Below are 15,175 nucleotides of genomic sequence, written 5' to 3' on the forward strand. Positions count from 1 at the left end.
CTGGTTACCGGACTCCCCATGCCCCGCTCGGTCGCCGTGCTGATGGACCCCATCGGCGCCATCAAGATCGCCAAGGACACGACCTTCGCCATGCTGCTGGAGGCCGCCCGGCGCGGATATCACCTTTATTACCTGGAACAAGGCGACCTGGCCCTGCGCGACGGCGCCCCCTGGGCGCGCCTGCGATCTCTGACCGTAAAGGACGACCCGAGCGACTGGTTCACCCTCGGCGAGGCCCGCTGGACCGACCTGCGGACCCTGGACGTCGTGCTGATGCGCAAGGACCCGCCGGTCGACGCGCAGTTCATCTACGACACCATGGTGCTGGAAGCGGCCGAGCGCGCCGGCGTGCAGGTGATCAACCGCCCGCAAGCCCTGCGCGATTGCAACGAAAAGCTGTTCACCACCCAGTTCCCTCAGTGCATGGCGCCCACCCTGGTAGCCCGGGACCCGGCCGAACTGCGCCAATTCGTGGCCGAACACGGCGATGCCGTGCTCAAACCGCTGGACGGCATGGGTGGCCGCGGGATCTTCCGGGTGAAGGCCGGCGACAAGAATCTCAACTCGATGCTGGAAACGCTGATCGGCGGCAACGCGCACGGCGAAGGCCGTCAATTCGCCATCGCGCAAAAATTCATCCCGCAGATCAGCGCCGGCGACAAGCGCATCCTGCTGATCGACGGCGAACCGGTGCCGTACGCCCTGGCGCGCATCCCGCAGGGCGACGAATTCCGCGGCAACCTCGCCGCCGGCGGCCGCGGCGAAGGCGTGCCGCTGAGCGAGCGCGACCGCTGGATCGCCGCCGAGGTCGCCCCCGAGCTGCGCCGCCGCGGATTGCGTTTCGTGGGCCTGGACGTGATCGGCGACTACCTGACCGAGATCAACGTCACATCGCCGACCTGTGTGCGCGAACTGGACAAGCAGTTCGGGCTTAATATTGCCGGATTGCTGTTCGACGCGATCGAGAAAACCGTTTGAATGCCGTTGCCCACCGTCCCGGCGACAACAAGATCGGGGCCACTTTCATTTTCTCGCTGCTGGTACATGGCCTGCTGCTGTTCGGCATCGGCATCAGCTATGTCGCCACCCGTCCCGCCCTGCCTACGCTGGACGTGACTCTGGTCAACGTGGCCAACAACGAAGCACCGGACAAGGCCGACTTTCTCGGTCAGGCCAACAACCAGGGCGGCGGCGACAGCAACAAGGCCTCGCGCCCCTCGCAGCCCATCTCCGGCTTGTTACCCAAGCCCACGCCCGGCACGGCGCCGCAACAGGTCGACGCCGCCACGCCCTCGCCACAGCAGGCGACCGATCAACGCATGCTGACCACCAGCGGCAACGCGGACTTCAGCGTCAACAGCGACACTGCCAAAGATGCGCGCGACACCGCATCGAGCGCAGACGAAGACCGCATCGAACAGGAGGCCGCGCAGCTTGCGGCGGAAGTGCGCGATCAGAGCCAGGCGTACGCCAAGCGCCCGCACAAGAAGTTCATCTCCGCCAGCACCAAGGAATACGCGTACGCGGCCTATATGCGCGGCTGGGTGGATCGGGTCGAGCGGGTGGGCAATCTCAACTATCCCGAGCAGGCACGCGAACAGCATCTGCATGGCGACGTGATCCTTACCGTCGGCCTCAATCGCGACGGCACCGTGCACAGCATCGACGTTACGCAAAGCTCCGGCCACGCGATCATCGACAAGGCGGCCGAAGCCATCGTGAGGCTGTGCGCGCCGTTTCCTCCACTGCCGCCGGACAACAAGGAAAAGGTGGATATTCTCTACATCACGCGGACGTGGCAGTTTCAGCCCGGGGATGTGCTGAAGACACGGTAATTGCCTACCGTTCTGGGTGCCGGCAACTCACTGGTCGTCAGGCATCAGGTGTTCGTGCACCACCTGCGAGGAAACCAGCTTTCCCTGGTGATCGTACTGCAGCACCACCACCCACCCGAACACATCCGAAGGCCACTTGTCGCCAGGAATCAGCGCCGTCGAGTTTCCGCCCAGATCGCGAATCAGCCTGGGAATCTCGCCGTGGTGCCAGGCGATCAGCACGCGGTTCCCGTGCGCCTCGGTCCGCAGTGCGTCCGCGATTTCCCTGGTCTGTTTATCGGTGAAGCGGCTGTCGATCGACAGCCCCAGCGCCTGACTCAACGGCGCGATGGTCAGGCGCGGGCGCATGCTCGATTTCGAATCGGCCGTCGCGTACAGCGCATCCGGCGGCATGGGCTTTCCATCCAGCTCGAAATGCTCGAAGTACCCGACATACGCCTGCGCCCTCGCCTCGCCTTGCGGCGTCAGCCCAGGACCGCTTACAGGCTTCTCGGCATGGCGAATGATCATGACGGTGGCATCGGCCAGGCCGCTGCCGGCGCGGTCGTGCCTGGCTATCGCCACGGTCGGAACCGCCAGAATGGATGCGAACAGGACCAGCCAACGGGAAGGCTTCATGGGAACCCGGGTTTGCCGCGAGTGTCGGACGAACGACCATCCTAATCACATTCAGATGACACTCCGATAACCTGCGCCTGTCATGATCCCTTCGGTTCAGCAGACGGAACCGGCCCCAGCGCTTACAATGGAATCATGCGACCCATCACGCCCCCCTCGCTTGCCGGACAGTTCCTGATCGCCATGCCCAGCTTGGCCGAGCCGCCGTTTTCCCGCGGCGTGGCCTTCGTCTGCCAGCACGACGAAGACGGTGCAGTGGGGTTGCTGGTCAACCAGCTTTCCGAATACCGCTTCGGCGACGTACTGGCGCAAATGAAGCTCGATTGCGCCGACCACGAACTGGCCGACGCACCGGTACTGATCGGTGGACCGGTGCAGCAGGAACGCGGCTTCGTGCTGCACCGCGAGCACGGCCACTGGGAATCCAGCTATCGCATCAACGGCGACTGGTCGGTAACCACCTCGCGCGACATCCTGGTCGCCATGGCGGCCGGCGAAGGCCCGCGACAGGCGCTGATGGCACTGGGCTACTCGGGCTGGAGCGCCGGCCAGCTGGAGCAGGAGCTGAAAGACAACACCTGGCTGACTGCCGAGGCCAACGAACGGGTGGTGTTCAACACTCCGCTGGAGGAGCGCTGGAGCGCAGCCGCCGGCCTGGTCGGCGTTGACCCACTTCAATTGCCTGGCTACGCGGGCCACGCATGAGTTGCGCGCTCGGCTTCGACGTCGGCAGCAAACTGATCGGCGTCGCGGTCGGCAACCGGCTGACGGCAAGCGCTCGCGGCATCACCACTATAGCGATGCGCGACGACGTGCCCGATTGGCCTGCATTGGATTCGCTGCGCAGCGAATGGCAGCCCGATGCGCTGGTGGTCGGCCTGCCGCTCACCCTGGAAGGCGATGAACAGCCCGCCAGCAAGCGAGCGCGCCGCTTTGCCGAACACCTGCAAGAGCGCTATCAGGTGCCGGTGCTGCTGATCGACGAACGCAACAGCTCACGCGAAGCCTCGCAACGCTTTGCCCACGCGCGCGCTGCCGGGCTGAAGCGCCGCCGCGACGCTACGCAGATCGATGCCGAAGCCGCCGCGGTGATTCTCGAGCGCTGGTTGCACGAAACAGCCGGCGTTCCTTGAACCGTTCCCCACATCTCGAATAACAAGAGCCAGTTGGTCACCATGATTCCACGCCTGCGCCACCTCACCACGCTGGAAAACCTGCCCCGCGAATGCATCGAGCGCCTGCTCGATCGCGCCATCACCATGCGCGATGCCTGCGCGCACGGCACGCGCAAGCTGGATCTGCTCAACGGGCGTACCATCCTCAACTTGTTCTTCGAGCCGTCCACGCGCACGCGCACCTCCTTCGAACTGGCTGCGCGCCGGCTCGGTGCGGACGTGATCAACTTCGACATCGCGTTCTCTTCCACCGCCAAGGGCGAGGAGCTGTTCGACACCCTGCACACGCTCGAAGCCATGCACCTGGACGCGATCGTCGTGCGCCACAAGGTCTCGGGCACGCCGGACGAACTGGTGCGCCACGCGATGAGCGGCGTATCGGTGGTGAACGCTGGCGACGGTAACCGCGCGCACCCTACCCAGGGCCTGCTCGATGCATTGACCATCCGCCAGCACCGGCCGGATTTCAGCCGGCTCACCGTGGTGATCTGCGGGGACGTAAAACACTCCCGCGTGGCGCGTTCGGACGTGCATGCCTTCAGCAAGCTCGGCGCCAAGGAAATCCGCCTCTGTGGTCCGGCCTCGCTGATGCCCGACCAGGCCGAATTCCCCACCTGCAAGTTCTACGACAACTTCGACCAGGCCATCGAAGGCGCCGATGCGGCGATCATGCTTCGCCTGCAGAAAGAGCGCATGGCCAGCATCGAGCTGCCCGACGAGGCCGCCTACTTCCGCGAATACGGCCTGGATACCCGCCGTCTGGCGAAGGCCGCGCGCGGTTGCCTGGTAATGCACCCCGGACCGATCAACCGCGGCGTGGAAATTGCGCCCGATGTCGCCGACGGACCACAGTCGCGCATCCTGGAACAGGTGGGCAACGGGGTCTTCGTGCGCATGGCCGTGCTGGGCGAAATGCTGGCGCGATAAAGGCGCAGTGTCTCATCCCGGGCAGGCGTTGCAGCCGTAAAGCAGGCATAATGCCGCCGTTAAAACGACACCTTCCGGGGATGATTATGCGTAGACACAAGCGCGTGCTGGCGCTGGCGCTGTCCGGCTTGATGCTGGCCGCCTGCTCGCACAAAGACAAGGATGCCCCCCTGGCCTTCGTGCCGGCGGATACCCCTTACGTATTGGCCAATCTCGACGCGCTCGACAACGACACGCGCCAGGCGATCTTCGCCCAGGTCGATGCCGAAATGCCCGCGCAGGTCGCGCAGATGAAGGCGCAAGCCGACCAGCTGCAGGCCACCGATCCGGACATGGCCAAATACCTGCGCACGGTGGCTGGCGAATTCGACGGCAAGACCACGGCCCAGGTGATCCAGAACATCGGCATCGATCCCAAGGGATATGCCGCGTTCTACGGCATGGGCCTTTCGCCGGTGCTGCGCGTGTCGTTGGCCGATACCCAGGCGTTCCAGAATTTCGTCACCAAGATCCAGAGCGACTACGGCAAGAAGTTCGACGTGGTTACGCTGGGTACGCAAAGCTACCAGCGCTACGTGGCGCCGACCTCCCACCTGCAATTCATCATCGCCGTGGTCGGCAAGCAGGCCGTATTGGCCATGTTGCCGGACGACGCCGCCCAGCCCTTGCTGCGCCAGGTGCTGGGCCTGGACCGCCCGGCCAAGAGCCTGCAGGACAGCGATACCCTCACCGAGCTGGCCAAGGCCAAGGGCTACGCCAAATGGGCCGTAGGCGAGGTGGACCTGACCAAGCTGCTGCCGCTGGCTACCGGCGGGCAGGACCCGCTGGCGCTTGCCCTGCTCAAGGCCCGCGCCCAAACCGAATCGGCCAAGACCGGCGAACCGGTAGCCAACCTGATCCAGGTACCGGCCACCTGCCAGACCGATGCCAATCGCATCGCCGCCCGCGTGCCGCAAGTGAGCATGGGCTACACCACGCTCGACGACAAACATCGCGACATGCGCTTCGATGTCTCGCTGGCCGGCGACATCATCAGCGCCTTCAACGGACTGAAAGTCGAATTGCCGGGCCTCGGTAGCGAACCTACCGCTCCTTTTGAAGTGAGCGTGGCCCTGCCGATGAGCACCTTGCGCAGCTTCTGGGGCGCCCAGGCCGATGCGGTAGCGGCCAAGCCGTTCAGCTGCCCGATGCTGGAAAACCTCAACGAAAGCTTCAGCAGTCTCGGCGAAACCGTGCAGAAGGCGGCCGTACCGCCGATCGGCGACTTGCTGGGCCTGCACGTGGCGCTCGACAGCTACACCCCCAACCCCAATGGCGGCATGCCGAAGTTTTCCGGCCGCGTGGTCATCGGCACCAACAACCCCGCCGGCCTGCTGGCCATGGCGCAGGTCACCAGCCCGCTGATCGCCGGCGTAAAACTCAGCGACGACGGCAAGCCGGCGGCATTGCCCGCCCAGCTCACCAATGCACTGGGCGAATCGGGCTGGGCCGCGATGGGCGCCAAATCGCTGGGCGTTGCCATGGGCGGCGCCGACGAGAGCGACAAGCTGGCCGACCTGCTCAAGCAGCCCGGCGGCGACACCGGCGACCTGATGCGCATGCATCTGGACGGCGACATGTATGCCAACTGGATTCACCTGCTGGAGCAGCGCGCGGAAACCGCAGCCAGCATGGCGGCCGCCGCCAACCCGGACAGCAGCGACCCGCAGGGCGACCAGAAGAACACCGATGCGACCCTGGCCAGCACCAAGGCGCAGTTCGCGGCGATGGAATCGGAAGCCGCGCACATCAAGGCCATCGGCGGCAGCGTGAAGATGGGCGATCAGGGATTGATCATCACCACGCACACGGAATTGAAGTGATCCGTTGATCGCAACAAAAAAAGGAGCCTTTCGGCTCCTTTTTTTTGCGTTGGGCAGCCGGCCAGCGACCGCAAATTCAACGACGCAGGAACCCGCTGCCACCTTGCTGGTTGGAGCGATCTTCCTCCAGCTCGACACCTTCCAGACCCTGCGACAAGGTGTGCGCATCGCCGCCCTGCGACAGCTTGATGCGCAGGCGCACTTCGTTCGCGCTGTCGGCGTGGCGCAGGGCATCTTCGTAGCTGATCTCGCCGGCCTGGTAGAGCTGCACCAGGTTCTGGTCGAAGGTCATCATGCCGAGGTTGGTCGACTCCTTCATCACTTCCTTGAGCTTGTGGATCTCGCCTTGGCGGATGTAGTCCTGCACCAGCGGCGTGCCCAGCATCACTTCCATCGCCACGCGCCGCGCCTTGCCGTCCGGCGTCGGAATCAGCTGCTGCGCCACGATGCCCTTGAGGTTCAAGGACAAATCCATGAAGAGCTGCTGGCGCCGGTCTTCCGGGAAGAAGTGCAGGATGCGGTCAATCGCCTGGTTGGCGTTGTTGGCGTGCAGCGTACACAGGCACAGGTGGCCGGTTTCGGCGAAGTTGATCGCGTACTCCATCGTTTCGCGGGTACGCACTTCGCCGATCAGGATCACGTCGGGTGCCTGGCGCAAGGTGTTCTTCAGCGCGTTTTCCCAGCTGTCGGTATCGATGCCCAGTTCGCGCTGGGTGATGATGCAGCCTTCGTGCTTGTGCACGTATTCGATCGGGTCTTCGATGGTAATGATGTGACCGGTCGAATTCTGGTTGCGGTAGCCCACCATCGACGCGAGCGAGGTCGACTTACCCGTACCGGTCGCACCCACGAAGATGATGATGCCGCGCTTGGTCATGGCCAGTTGCTTGATGACCGGCGGCAGGCCCAGTTCTTCGATGGAGGGAATCTTCGACTCGATGCGGCGAAGCACCATGCCCACGCAGTTGCGCTGATAGAAACAGGACACGCGGAAACGCCCCACGCCCTGCGCGGAAATCGCGAACTGGCACTCGTGGGTCTTTTCGAATTCCTCGCGCTGCGCCGGCGTCATCACGTTGATCACCATGTCGCGCGACTGCTGCGCCGACAGCGGGCTCTGGGTGATCGGCACGACGCGCCCCTGCACCTTCATCGACGGCGCCACGCCGGCGGTAATGAACAGGTCCGAAGCCTTCTTGTGGACCATCAGCTTTAAAAATGATGTGAAGTCGAATTCGCTCATGGCGCTCTCCCCTAAGAACCTGCATCAGAACGAGGCCGCAAACGCCCCGCTTCTGTCTTACTTGAACACTTCCTTGTTCTTCGCATACCCGATCGCCTGCTGGCGCGTCACCAGGCCGCGCTTCACCAGGTCGAGCAGGTTCTGGTCCAGCGTCTGCATGCCGTATTGCTGGCCGGTCTGGATCGAGGAATACATCTGCGCCACCTTGTCCTCGCGGATCAGGTTGCGGATGGCAGGGATGCCCACCATGATCTCGTGCGAAGCAATACGGCCGCCGCCCACCTTTTTCAGCAGCGACTGTGAAATCACCGCACGCAGCGATTCGGACAGCATCGAGCGCACCATCGGCTTTTCACCGGCGGGGAACACGTCAATGATGCGGTCGATGGTCTTGGCCGCCGAGCTGGTATGCAGGGTGCCGAACACCAAGTGGCCGGTTTCCGCGGCGGTCAGCGCCAGGCGAATGGTTTCCAGGTCGCGCAACTCGCCCACCAGCACGTAGTCCGGGTCTTCGCGCAGTGCCGAGCGCAGCGCCTCGTTGAAGCCGTGCGTGTCGCGGTGCACTTCGCGCTGGTTGACCAGGCACTTTTGCGAGGTGTGCACGAATTCGATCGGATCCTCGATGGTGAGGATGTGACCGTATTCGTTCTTGTTGATGTGATCGACCATCGCCGCCAGCGTGGTCGATTTGCCCGAGCCGGTCGGCCCTGTCACCAGGATCAGGCCCTGCGGCTGCTCGATCAGTTCGCGGAATACCTTCGGGCAGCCCAGGTCATCCAGGGTCAGCACTTCGGTAGGAATGGTACGGAACACCGCACCAGCGCCACGGTTCTGGTTGAACGCGTTGACGCGGAAGCGCGCGAGGCCGGGAATCTCGAACGAGAAATCGGTCTCGTAGAATTCTTCGTAGTCGCGGCGCTGCTTGTCCGACATGATGTCGTAGATCAGCGCGTGCACCTGCTTGTGTTCCAGCGCCGGGATGTTGATGCGGCGAACGTCGCCATCCACGCGGATCATCGGCGGCAGGCCCGCGGACAGGTGCAAGTCGGACGCCTTGTTCTTCACCGAGAAGGCAAGCAGTTCGGCGATATCCATCGGATGTTTCCCCTCAACCGATCGTCAGTTATAGAAGTGCAGCCACAAACAGGACGACGGTAGGTCACCTTAGGACGGACGCACCGGCGCGGGCATGCCTGCCCCGCCGCTCCCCCCGCTCCCTTGCAGCCGCCTCGATACTACTCGGGGCGGTGGTAAAACAGCCAGTCTTTCAATCGCCTAAATGCGGGCGCGAGCACATTAAAGCGGGGAACGGGGAACGTGCAGGGTACGACACGCCCTTGCCGCCAACTTCGAATCGGTCACGGGCACTAGAGGGGATGCGCATGCTTGCTAGTACCGAACTCAATGCTCCCCGTTCCCTGTTCCCCGTTCCCCGCCTTCAGTAAGGTATGCCCCTTGAAGACCCCGGATAACCGCAACATGACAAGAATTGCATTCATCGGCGGCGGCAACATGGCCCGCAGCCTGATCGGCGGCCTGCTCAACACCGGCACCGCCGCCGCCAATGTGCGTGTGGCCGAGCCGCTGGCGCAGGCGCGCGAATCCCTGGGGCGCGATTTCGGCGTCACCACTTTTGCCGACAACCGGGCCGCCGCCGAGGATGCCGATGTGCTGGTGCTGGCGGTGAAGCCGCAGATCATGCCGGCGATCTACGCCGAACTGCGCGACACCTTGCAGCGCAACCGCCCATTGCTGATCTCCATTGCCGCTGGCGTGCGCATCGACCAGTTGGAGCGCTGGTTCGGCAACCTGCTGCCGATCGTGCGCTGTATGCCCAATACGCCGGCGTTGATCGGCGCCGGCGCCACCGGCCTGTGCGCCAACCTGCGCGTCACGCCGCAGCAACGCGAACAGGCACAGCACATCCTGGACGCCGCCGGCATTACCCGCTGGATCGATGACGAAAGGCTGATGGACACCGTCACGGCAATCTCCGGCTCCGGCCCGGCTTACTTCTTCGCCATCGTCGAAGCGCTCGAAGATGCCGCCGTCGCACAAGGCATGCCGCGCGAAACGGCGCGTATCCTGGCTTCGCAGACCTGCCTCGGCGCCGGGCGCATGCTGGTGGAAAGCAATGAGGCACCAGCCACCCTGCGCCAGCGCGTCACCTCCCCCAACGGAACCACCCAGGCCGCGCTGGAAAGCTTCAGCGCCGACCAGTTGCCCCGTGTCATCGCCCGAGCCGTGGCCGCCGCCACGCGCCGCGGCGAAGAACTGGCCGCCGCCCTGGATAAGGAATGATCTGATGTCCTACCTGGCCAACGCCCTGTCCATGCTGATCCAGTTCGCCTTCGGCGCCATCGCTACGCTTTTCCTGTGCCGATTGCTGGCCGAAGCGACCCGTGCCGAATTCCGCAACCCGCTCAGCCAATTCATCTATCGCTACACCAATCCGGTGCTGGCGCCGATCCGAAAGGTGCTGCCGAACTGGCGCTACATCAACCTGGCCGCCTTGCTGATGGTGTGGCTCGCGCTGTTGATCGAGCGTGTGCTGATCCTGGCGCTGGGCGGTATTTTCCCGCAGGTGCTGGGACTGCTGGTGATGTCGCTGGCCGATCTGGTCGATTTCGTGCTGCTGTTCTACATCGTGGTGATCTTCGGCTGGTCGCTGCTGAGCATGCTGTCGACCGACCCCTACCAGCCGCTGATGCGCTTTGCCGGCGCCATCGCAGATCCGCTGCTGCGCCCGCTGCGCGGCAAGCTGGTGGCCGGAAGCATCGATTTCTCGCCGACGGTAGTGGTCATCGTGCTGCTGCTTGCACGCATCTTGCTCGCCCAGCCACTGCTGGATCTCGGCGCACGGCTCTCCCTGGGCAACGGATGATCCGACATGCGGCATGGCTGTGCCTGCTCCTGGCATCCACCGCCGGGGCACAGGCACTGCAACCGCCGCTGGTGACGGTGCACGGCACCGTCACCACCGCTAGCGGCGACCACCCGGCCTGGTTCACGCTGATCTGCACCCGCGGCACCGGTGCCGCACTCTCCATGCAGTTGGCATTGGGCATGGAGGCTGCGCCGGATTTTCCCTTTGATGCCTATGAAGGCCCGCGGGCTCCCGCCTCATTCCAACCGAGCGCACGGCTACAGGTGGCCACGCATCGGTTTGCACCTGTACCCGTTTCGGGTTGGCGCAGTGGCGAACGGGATGGCGCGTTCGTGTTCAGCATTGCCACCGTACCCGGCAAGCGCGGTACTGCTACGGATGTCGCCGCGGCACTTGGCGAGCCCGGCGAAACGCTGACCTGGGCGCAATCGAGCAACGATGCACAGACGCCACCGCTGGTCGCTCAATTCACGCCGGATGCGCGGCAAACCCTGGCGCTGAAGCGCGCGGCAGCGCCCTGCCTGCCCGGTCACGCCTCGCGATAACGAGCAGCCCAGTCGGCGATCACCGCGTGGATGGCGTCGAGGCCATCGAACAGCGCCGCCGGGCCCGGCTGAAGAATGATCGGCGATTTGATTTCGTGCAGGTCGCCGTGGCGCACCGCCGGAATGGTTTCCCAGCCGGATCGCGCCGCCACCTTTTCAGGCCGAAAACGCTTGCCGCACCACGAACCGAAAATGATGTCCGGCGCGCGCTGCACGACCTCGCCACCATCGGCGAGAATGCGATGCTTGGCCAGCGATTCGCGCGAATGTTCGGGAAACACGTCGTCGCCGCCGGCCATGCCGATCAGCTCCGCCACCCAGCGAATGCCGGTGATGATCGGCTCGTCCCACTCTTCGAAATACACCTTGGGCCGTCGCGGCAGTTGCGCGGCGGCCGCGCGAATGTCGGCCAGGTGCGCCTCGGCGCGCTGCGCGTAGCGCTCGGCCTTTTCGTAAGCGCCGACCATGGCGCCCAGCCGGCGGATATAGGCGAGGATGCCGTCTACGCTGCGATGGTTGCTGATCCACACCTCGACACCCGCACGGATCAGGTCGCGCGCGATATCGGCCTGGATATCGGAAAAGCCGATCACCAGGTCCGGCTTCAATGCCAGTATTTCATCCAGCTTGGCGCTGGTGAACGCGGAGACCTTGGGCTTCTCCTTGCGCGCACGCGGCGGGCGCACGGTGAACCCGGAAATGCCTACGATGCGATGTTCCTCGCCCAGCGCGTACAGCACTTCGGTCGGTTCTTCGGTGAGGCAGACGATGCGCTGGGGAAAGGAATCAACCACTCATTTCTCGCTTTTTAATGGCCAAACACGGTGACGGTGACTTTGCGTTGATGCGGATCCTTCCGGTGCTCCCACAGGTAGATTCCCTGCCAGGTTCCCAGCAGCAGTTTGCCGCCGTGCACGGGAATCGTGAGACTCACGCCAGTGAGGATCGATCGCACGTGGGCGGGCATGTCGTCGGGGCCTTCCGCATCGTGCTGGAACAGCGGATCGCCGTCCGGCACCGCACGGGCGAACCAGCGTTCCAGGTCCGCCCGCACCGCGGGGTCGGCATTTTCGCTTATCAGCAGCGAACAGCTGGTATGCGCGGTGAAGACATTGGCCATGCCGGTATGCACGCCGCTGGCCGCCACCAGTTCCGCCACCTTGTCAGTGATCTCGCTGAAACCGCGCCCGCGCGCATGGACGGTGAAAGCGTTCTGAGCGACGTGCTCCGCAGGGGTGGCTCGGCTCATGGCAGATGCCCTCAGGGATACAGCAGGCGACTGGTCCAGGTCTGGCCGTGGCGATCCCAGCGCACGCGTTCGTGCAGCCGGAAATTTGCGCCGTACCAGAATTCGATCATGTCCGGCTCGACCACGTAGCCGCCCCAATGCGGTGGACGCGGCACATCGCGACCTTCGTATTGCTGCTCGAAATGCGCCACGCGCTGCTCGAATGTTTCACGCGCCGGCAAGGTCTGCGATTGCAACGAGGCCCAGGCACCGATCTGGCTGCCACGCGGGCGGCTGACGAAATAAGCATCCGACTCTTCCGCCGGCAGCTTGCGCACCACACCTTCGACGCGCACTTGCACGCCTTCGCGCAAACGCTTCCAGTGGAAGCACAGGGCCACCTGCGGGTGGGCATCCAGTTGCACGCCCTTGTCGCTTTGGTAATTGGTGAAGAAACGGAAGCCGCGCTGATCCGCTCCTTTCAGCAATACGATGCGCGAGCTGACCCGCCCGGCGGCATCGACGCTGGACAAATTCATGGCGCTCGGCTCAGGATCGCCACTGGCAACCGCCTGATCCAGCAGTGTATGGAAAGTGTCAAGAATCTCGGGTTTCAGCATAGGGTCTTGAATCGTGGCTCACGCACGTCATCATGATGCAATGACGGAGGATGCTAGCACGCAGAATCAGGCCCTCGCAGGGCATCTGCTGGATCATTACGCCGGCCGCATCGCGCGGGCCCGCCGGCCGTACGTGCTCGGCCTCTCGGGGCTACAGGGGAGCGGCAAGAGCACCCTGGCCCGGGTGATCAAGGCCCAGGCTGAGCAGCGCGACTGGCCCACCGAGATCCTCTCGCTGGACGATTTCTATTACTCCCGCAGTGAACGCGAGGCGATGGCCCAGCAGATCCACCCCCTGCTGCGCACACGCGGTGTGCCCGGCACCCACGAAATCGAGCTGCTGCTTTCCGTGCTGGCCGCACTGCCGAACGCTTCGGACAAACTCCCGGTCAGCTGGCCACGTTTCGACAAGGGGCGCGATACCCGCATGCCGCCCTCGCGCTGGCCGCGCGTCACGCGGCCGCCCCGGCTGGTTGTGGTGGAAGGCTGGGCGCTGGGCCTGCGCCCCGAACTGGAAAGCGCTCTGGAACAGCCGATCAACGAGCTGGAACGCAGCGAAGACGAAGACGGCCGCTGGCGCCATTGGGTCAACAAGCAATTGCGCGGTTATCAACCGCTGTGGCGAAAACTGGATGCCCTGATCGTATTGCAGGCACCCAACTGGGAAGTCGTACGCCATTGGCGCAGCGAAACCGAAAAGGAATTGCTCGCCCGCGGCGCGCCCTTGGCCATGGACACCCAGGCGATGCAGCGCTTCCTTGCCCACTTCGAACGGCTTAGCCGCCACGCCCTGGCCACCTTGCCGGTCCTGGCCGACACCTGTGTCGAATACGACACCAAGCACCACGTCACCGGCCTCAACCACAGCTAGCGCCTGCCAACGCTCTATTTTCGCGGCCCGTGATGGAAGCCGTTTGCGCGCCGTCCAAGGAAGAGTGAGGGCGTGCACGTCCGAGCGATGACGCCGGACAGTGGGGCACCAGACCCAAAGTTCATTCCATTCCCAGGCATCCGCTGTGCGCTGCGCAAATGGGCTTGCAATGCTATGCAGCAAAACGCTCCATGCATTCGCGTACGTGCGGATCGTTATCACAAACGGAGCTTAACCTTATAACCATTGCACCGGGAATTTAAGGGCAAAACTATTGGACCCCATTAGGTCAATCCACATAATTCGTTCGCACTTCTCATTTCTTTACTAGTGCATGGTCATCAAATATCACAACGCGGCACGCACGCCACGCAACCGCACTCTCCGCCACCAATGACCTAATGGGTGCACACACGGATGTATGTTTGATGCACGACGGCGACCCTCACTGAAGCCACTCGAAGTAACCTTCGATATCGCTGCAGCGAATTGTCGAAGTTCTTACACCGTCGTGTGTCATGGAAGACATCTTCACAACCAAGGAGCCTCGCACGTGAATCTCTCCAGTGAAAAAAACGACCTGGATCCACTCAACATCCACGGCCGCCCCATCCGGGTCGCAATCGCAGACGATCATCCCCTGCTTCTTTCCGGCCTGGCATACGAACTGGAGAAGCAAGCCGGAGTGGCCGTGATAGGCACGGCGGAGAACTCCACCGAGTTGATGAAGCTGCTCAACCAGCATCCCGTCGACGTCGTCGTATCCGACTACGCGATGCCCGGCGGCAGCCACGGCGATGGCATTGCACTGTTTGGATTCCTGAAGCGCCGCTACCCCAAGACCCACCTGATCGCCATCACCATGATGAGCAATCCCGGCGTAATCCGCTCGCTGATCGCGCAAGGCGTAGACGCCGTCCTGAGCAAGTCCGATTCGCTCACCTATGTCGCGGGAAGCCTTTATGCGGTGCTCTCCGGCAAGAAATTTTTCTCGCCCAGCATCCAGACCATCGTGAAGATGCACGGCATCGGTGCCGACCCTTCCGCGGCCCCGGTCAACAACCTGACCATTCGCGAACTCGAAGTCATCCGCCTGTTCGTGTCCGGGCTCACCGTGAGCGAAATCGCCGACCGCCTGCATCGAAGCAAACAGACGGTCAGCACGCAGAAGATGAGTGCCATGCGCCGGCTGGGCATCCGACGCGATGCCGATCTCATCAAGTACGGCATGGAATCCAATCTCGCGCTCTACGACGAAGACAGCCAGCGCACCCCCGCACCACAAGCTAACGTCGACGGCGATCGCTGACGCAAGGAAACGCGTCCAGACAGTGTGCGCGTGACGCATACCGCGGACGATCTCA

The 15,175-nt window shown here is 63.6% G+C and carries 17 protein-coding genes; 11 read left to right on the forward strand and 6 right to left on the reverse strand.

Annotated elements, in window-relative coordinates:
* Window positions 1-18 precede the first annotated feature (18 nt).
* Both gshB and ISS99_RS21710 read left to right on the forward strand, forming a co-directional pair.
* Window positions 19-978, forward strand: coding sequence for a glutathione synthase (gene gshB, locus ISS99_RS21705; protein WP_204633672.1), 960 nt, complete (start codon window positions 19-21; stop codon window positions 976-978).
* Window positions 975-1,835, forward strand: a complete 861-nt coding sequence (locus tag ISS99_RS21710; protein WP_204633673.1) for a TonB family protein — start codon at window positions 975-977, stop codon at window positions 1,833-1,835. The genes gshB and ISS99_RS21710 overlap by 4 nt, the downstream gene beginning before the upstream one ends.
* 27 nt (window positions 1,836-1,862) lie before the next feature.
* On the opposite strand, the gene ISS99_RS21715 is transcribed toward ISS99_RS21710, so the two are convergent.
* The gene (locus ISS99_RS21715) at window positions 1,863-2,453 is read right to left on the reverse strand and encodes a flagellar basal body-associated protein FliL (RefSeq protein WP_204633674.1); all 591 of its coding nucleotides are present in this window, start codon (window positions 2,451-2,453) and stop codon (window positions 1,863-1,865) included.
* Window positions 2,454-2,588: 135 nt separating this feature from the next.
* On the opposite strand from ISS99_RS21715, the gene ISS99_RS21720 reads away from it, so the two are divergent.
* The 4 genes from ISS99_RS21720 to ISS99_RS21735 all read left to right on the forward strand — a co-directional run bounded on the left by ISS99_RS21720 (window position 2,589) and on the right by ISS99_RS21735 (window position 6,417).
* On the forward strand, window positions 2,589-3,158 hold the full coding sequence (locus ISS99_RS21720; RefSeq protein WP_204633675.1) for a YqgE/AlgH family protein: 570 nt from the start codon (window positions 2,589-2,591) through the stop codon (window positions 3,156-3,158).
* Window positions 3,155-3,586: a Holliday junction resolvase RuvX gene (ruvX, locus tag ISS99_RS21725; RefSeq protein ID WP_204633676.1), complete on the forward strand. Its 432-nt coding sequence runs from the start codon at window positions 3,155-3,157 to the stop codon at window positions 3,584-3,586. The genes ISS99_RS21720 and ruvX overlap by 4 nt, the downstream gene beginning before the upstream one ends.
* Window positions 3,587-3,628: 42 nt before the next feature.
* The gene (locus tag ISS99_RS21730; RefSeq protein ID WP_204633677.1) at window positions 3,629-4,555 is read left to right on the forward strand and encodes an aspartate carbamoyltransferase catalytic subunit; all 927 of its coding nucleotides are present in this window, start codon (window positions 3,629-3,631) and stop codon (window positions 4,553-4,555) included.
* A gap of 86 nt (window positions 4,556-4,641) precedes the next feature.
* Window positions 4,642-6,417, forward strand: a complete 1,776-nt coding sequence (locus ISS99_RS21735) for an outer membrane protein assembly factor BamD (protein WP_204633678.1) — start codon at window positions 4,642-4,644, stop codon at window positions 6,415-6,417.
* 76 nt (window positions 6,418-6,493) lie between these two features.
* Here the strand turns inward: ISS99_RS21735 and ISS99_RS21740 are convergent, their stop codons facing one another.
* Together ISS99_RS21740 and ISS99_RS21745 are read right to left on the reverse strand one after the other, a co-directional pair.
* Window positions 6,494-7,660 carry a PilT/PilU family type 4a pilus ATPase gene (locus ISS99_RS21740; RefSeq protein WP_204633679.1) on the reverse strand — a complete coding sequence of 389 codons (1,167 nt, stop codon included), beginning with the start codon at window positions 7,658-7,660 and terminating at the stop codon, window positions 6,494-6,496.
* 57 nt (window positions 7,661-7,717) lie between these two features.
* Complete coding sequence (locus ISS99_RS21745; protein WP_204633680.1) at window positions 7,718-8,755, reverse strand: type IV pilus twitching motility protein PilT; 1,038 nt, start codon at window positions 8,753-8,755, stop codon at window positions 7,718-7,720.
* Between the two features lie 384 nt (window positions 8,756-9,139).
* On the opposite strand from ISS99_RS21745, the gene proC reads away from it, so the two are divergent.
* The 3 genes from proC to ISS99_RS21760 are packed head-to-tail and all read left to right on the forward strand — an operon-like array spanning window position 9,140 to window position 11,092.
* Window positions 9,140-9,961: a pyrroline-5-carboxylate reductase gene (gene proC / locus ISS99_RS21750; protein ID WP_204633681.1), complete on the forward strand. Its 822-nt coding sequence runs from the start codon at window positions 9,140-9,142 to the stop codon at window positions 9,959-9,961.
* Between the two features lie 4 nt (window positions 9,962-9,965).
* The gene (locus ISS99_RS21755) at window positions 9,966-10,544 is read left to right on the forward strand and encodes a YggT family protein (protein ID WP_204633682.1); all 579 of its coding nucleotides are present in this window, start codon (window positions 9,966-9,968) and stop codon (window positions 10,542-10,544) included.
* Window positions 10,541-11,092 carry a hypothetical protein gene (locus tag ISS99_RS21760; RefSeq protein WP_204633683.1) on the forward strand — a complete coding sequence of 184 codons (552 nt, stop codon included), beginning with the start codon at window positions 10,541-10,543 and terminating at the stop codon, window positions 11,090-11,092. Before ISS99_RS21755 ends, ISS99_RS21760 begins: the two co-directional genes overlap by 4 nt.
* On the opposite strand, the gene ISS99_RS21765 is transcribed toward ISS99_RS21760, so the two are convergent.
* The 3 genes from ISS99_RS21765 to pdxH are packed head-to-tail and all read right to left on the reverse strand — an operon-like array spanning window position 11,077 to window position 12,940.
* Window positions 11,077-11,886: a cobalamin-binding protein gene (locus ISS99_RS21765; protein WP_204633684.1), complete on the reverse strand. Its 810-nt coding sequence runs from the start codon at window positions 11,884-11,886 to the stop codon at window positions 11,077-11,079. The two genes, ISS99_RS21760 and ISS99_RS21765, sit on opposite strands and share 16 nt — an antisense overlap.
* A gap of 14 nt (window positions 11,887-11,900) precedes the next feature.
* Entirely contained in the window at window positions 11,901-12,341 is a 441-nt protein-coding gene (locus ISS99_RS21770) for a secondary thiamine-phosphate synthase enzyme YjbQ (RefSeq protein ID WP_204633685.1), read from the reverse strand.
* Between the two features lie 11 nt (window positions 12,342-12,352).
* A complete protein-coding gene (gene pdxH / locus ISS99_RS21775; RefSeq protein ID WP_204633686.1) occupies window positions 12,353-12,940 on the reverse strand; it encodes a pyridoxamine 5'-phosphate oxidase in 588 nt (195 codons plus the stop codon).
* A 40-nt stretch (window positions 12,941-12,980) separates the two neighbouring features.
* Here pdxH and ISS99_RS21780 point away from each other — a divergent pair, with 40 nt between their 5' ends.
* Together ISS99_RS21780 and ISS99_RS21785 are read left to right on the forward strand one after the other, a co-directional pair.
* A complete protein-coding gene (locus ISS99_RS21780; protein ID WP_204633687.1) occupies window positions 12,981-13,811 on the forward strand; it encodes a kinase in 831 nt (276 codons plus the stop codon).
* 553 nt (window positions 13,812-14,364) lie between these two features.
* Window positions 14,365-15,120, forward strand: a complete 756-nt coding sequence (locus tag ISS99_RS21785; protein WP_204633688.1) for a response regulator — start codon at window positions 14,365-14,367, stop codon at window positions 15,118-15,120.
* Window positions 15,121-15,175: the final 55 nt, after the last annotated feature.

The organism is Dyella mobilis, assembly GCF_016904945.1.
Classification (GTDB): Bacteria; Pseudomonadota; Gammaproteobacteria; order Xanthomonadales; family Rhodanobacteraceae; genus Dyella_B; species Dyella_B mobilis.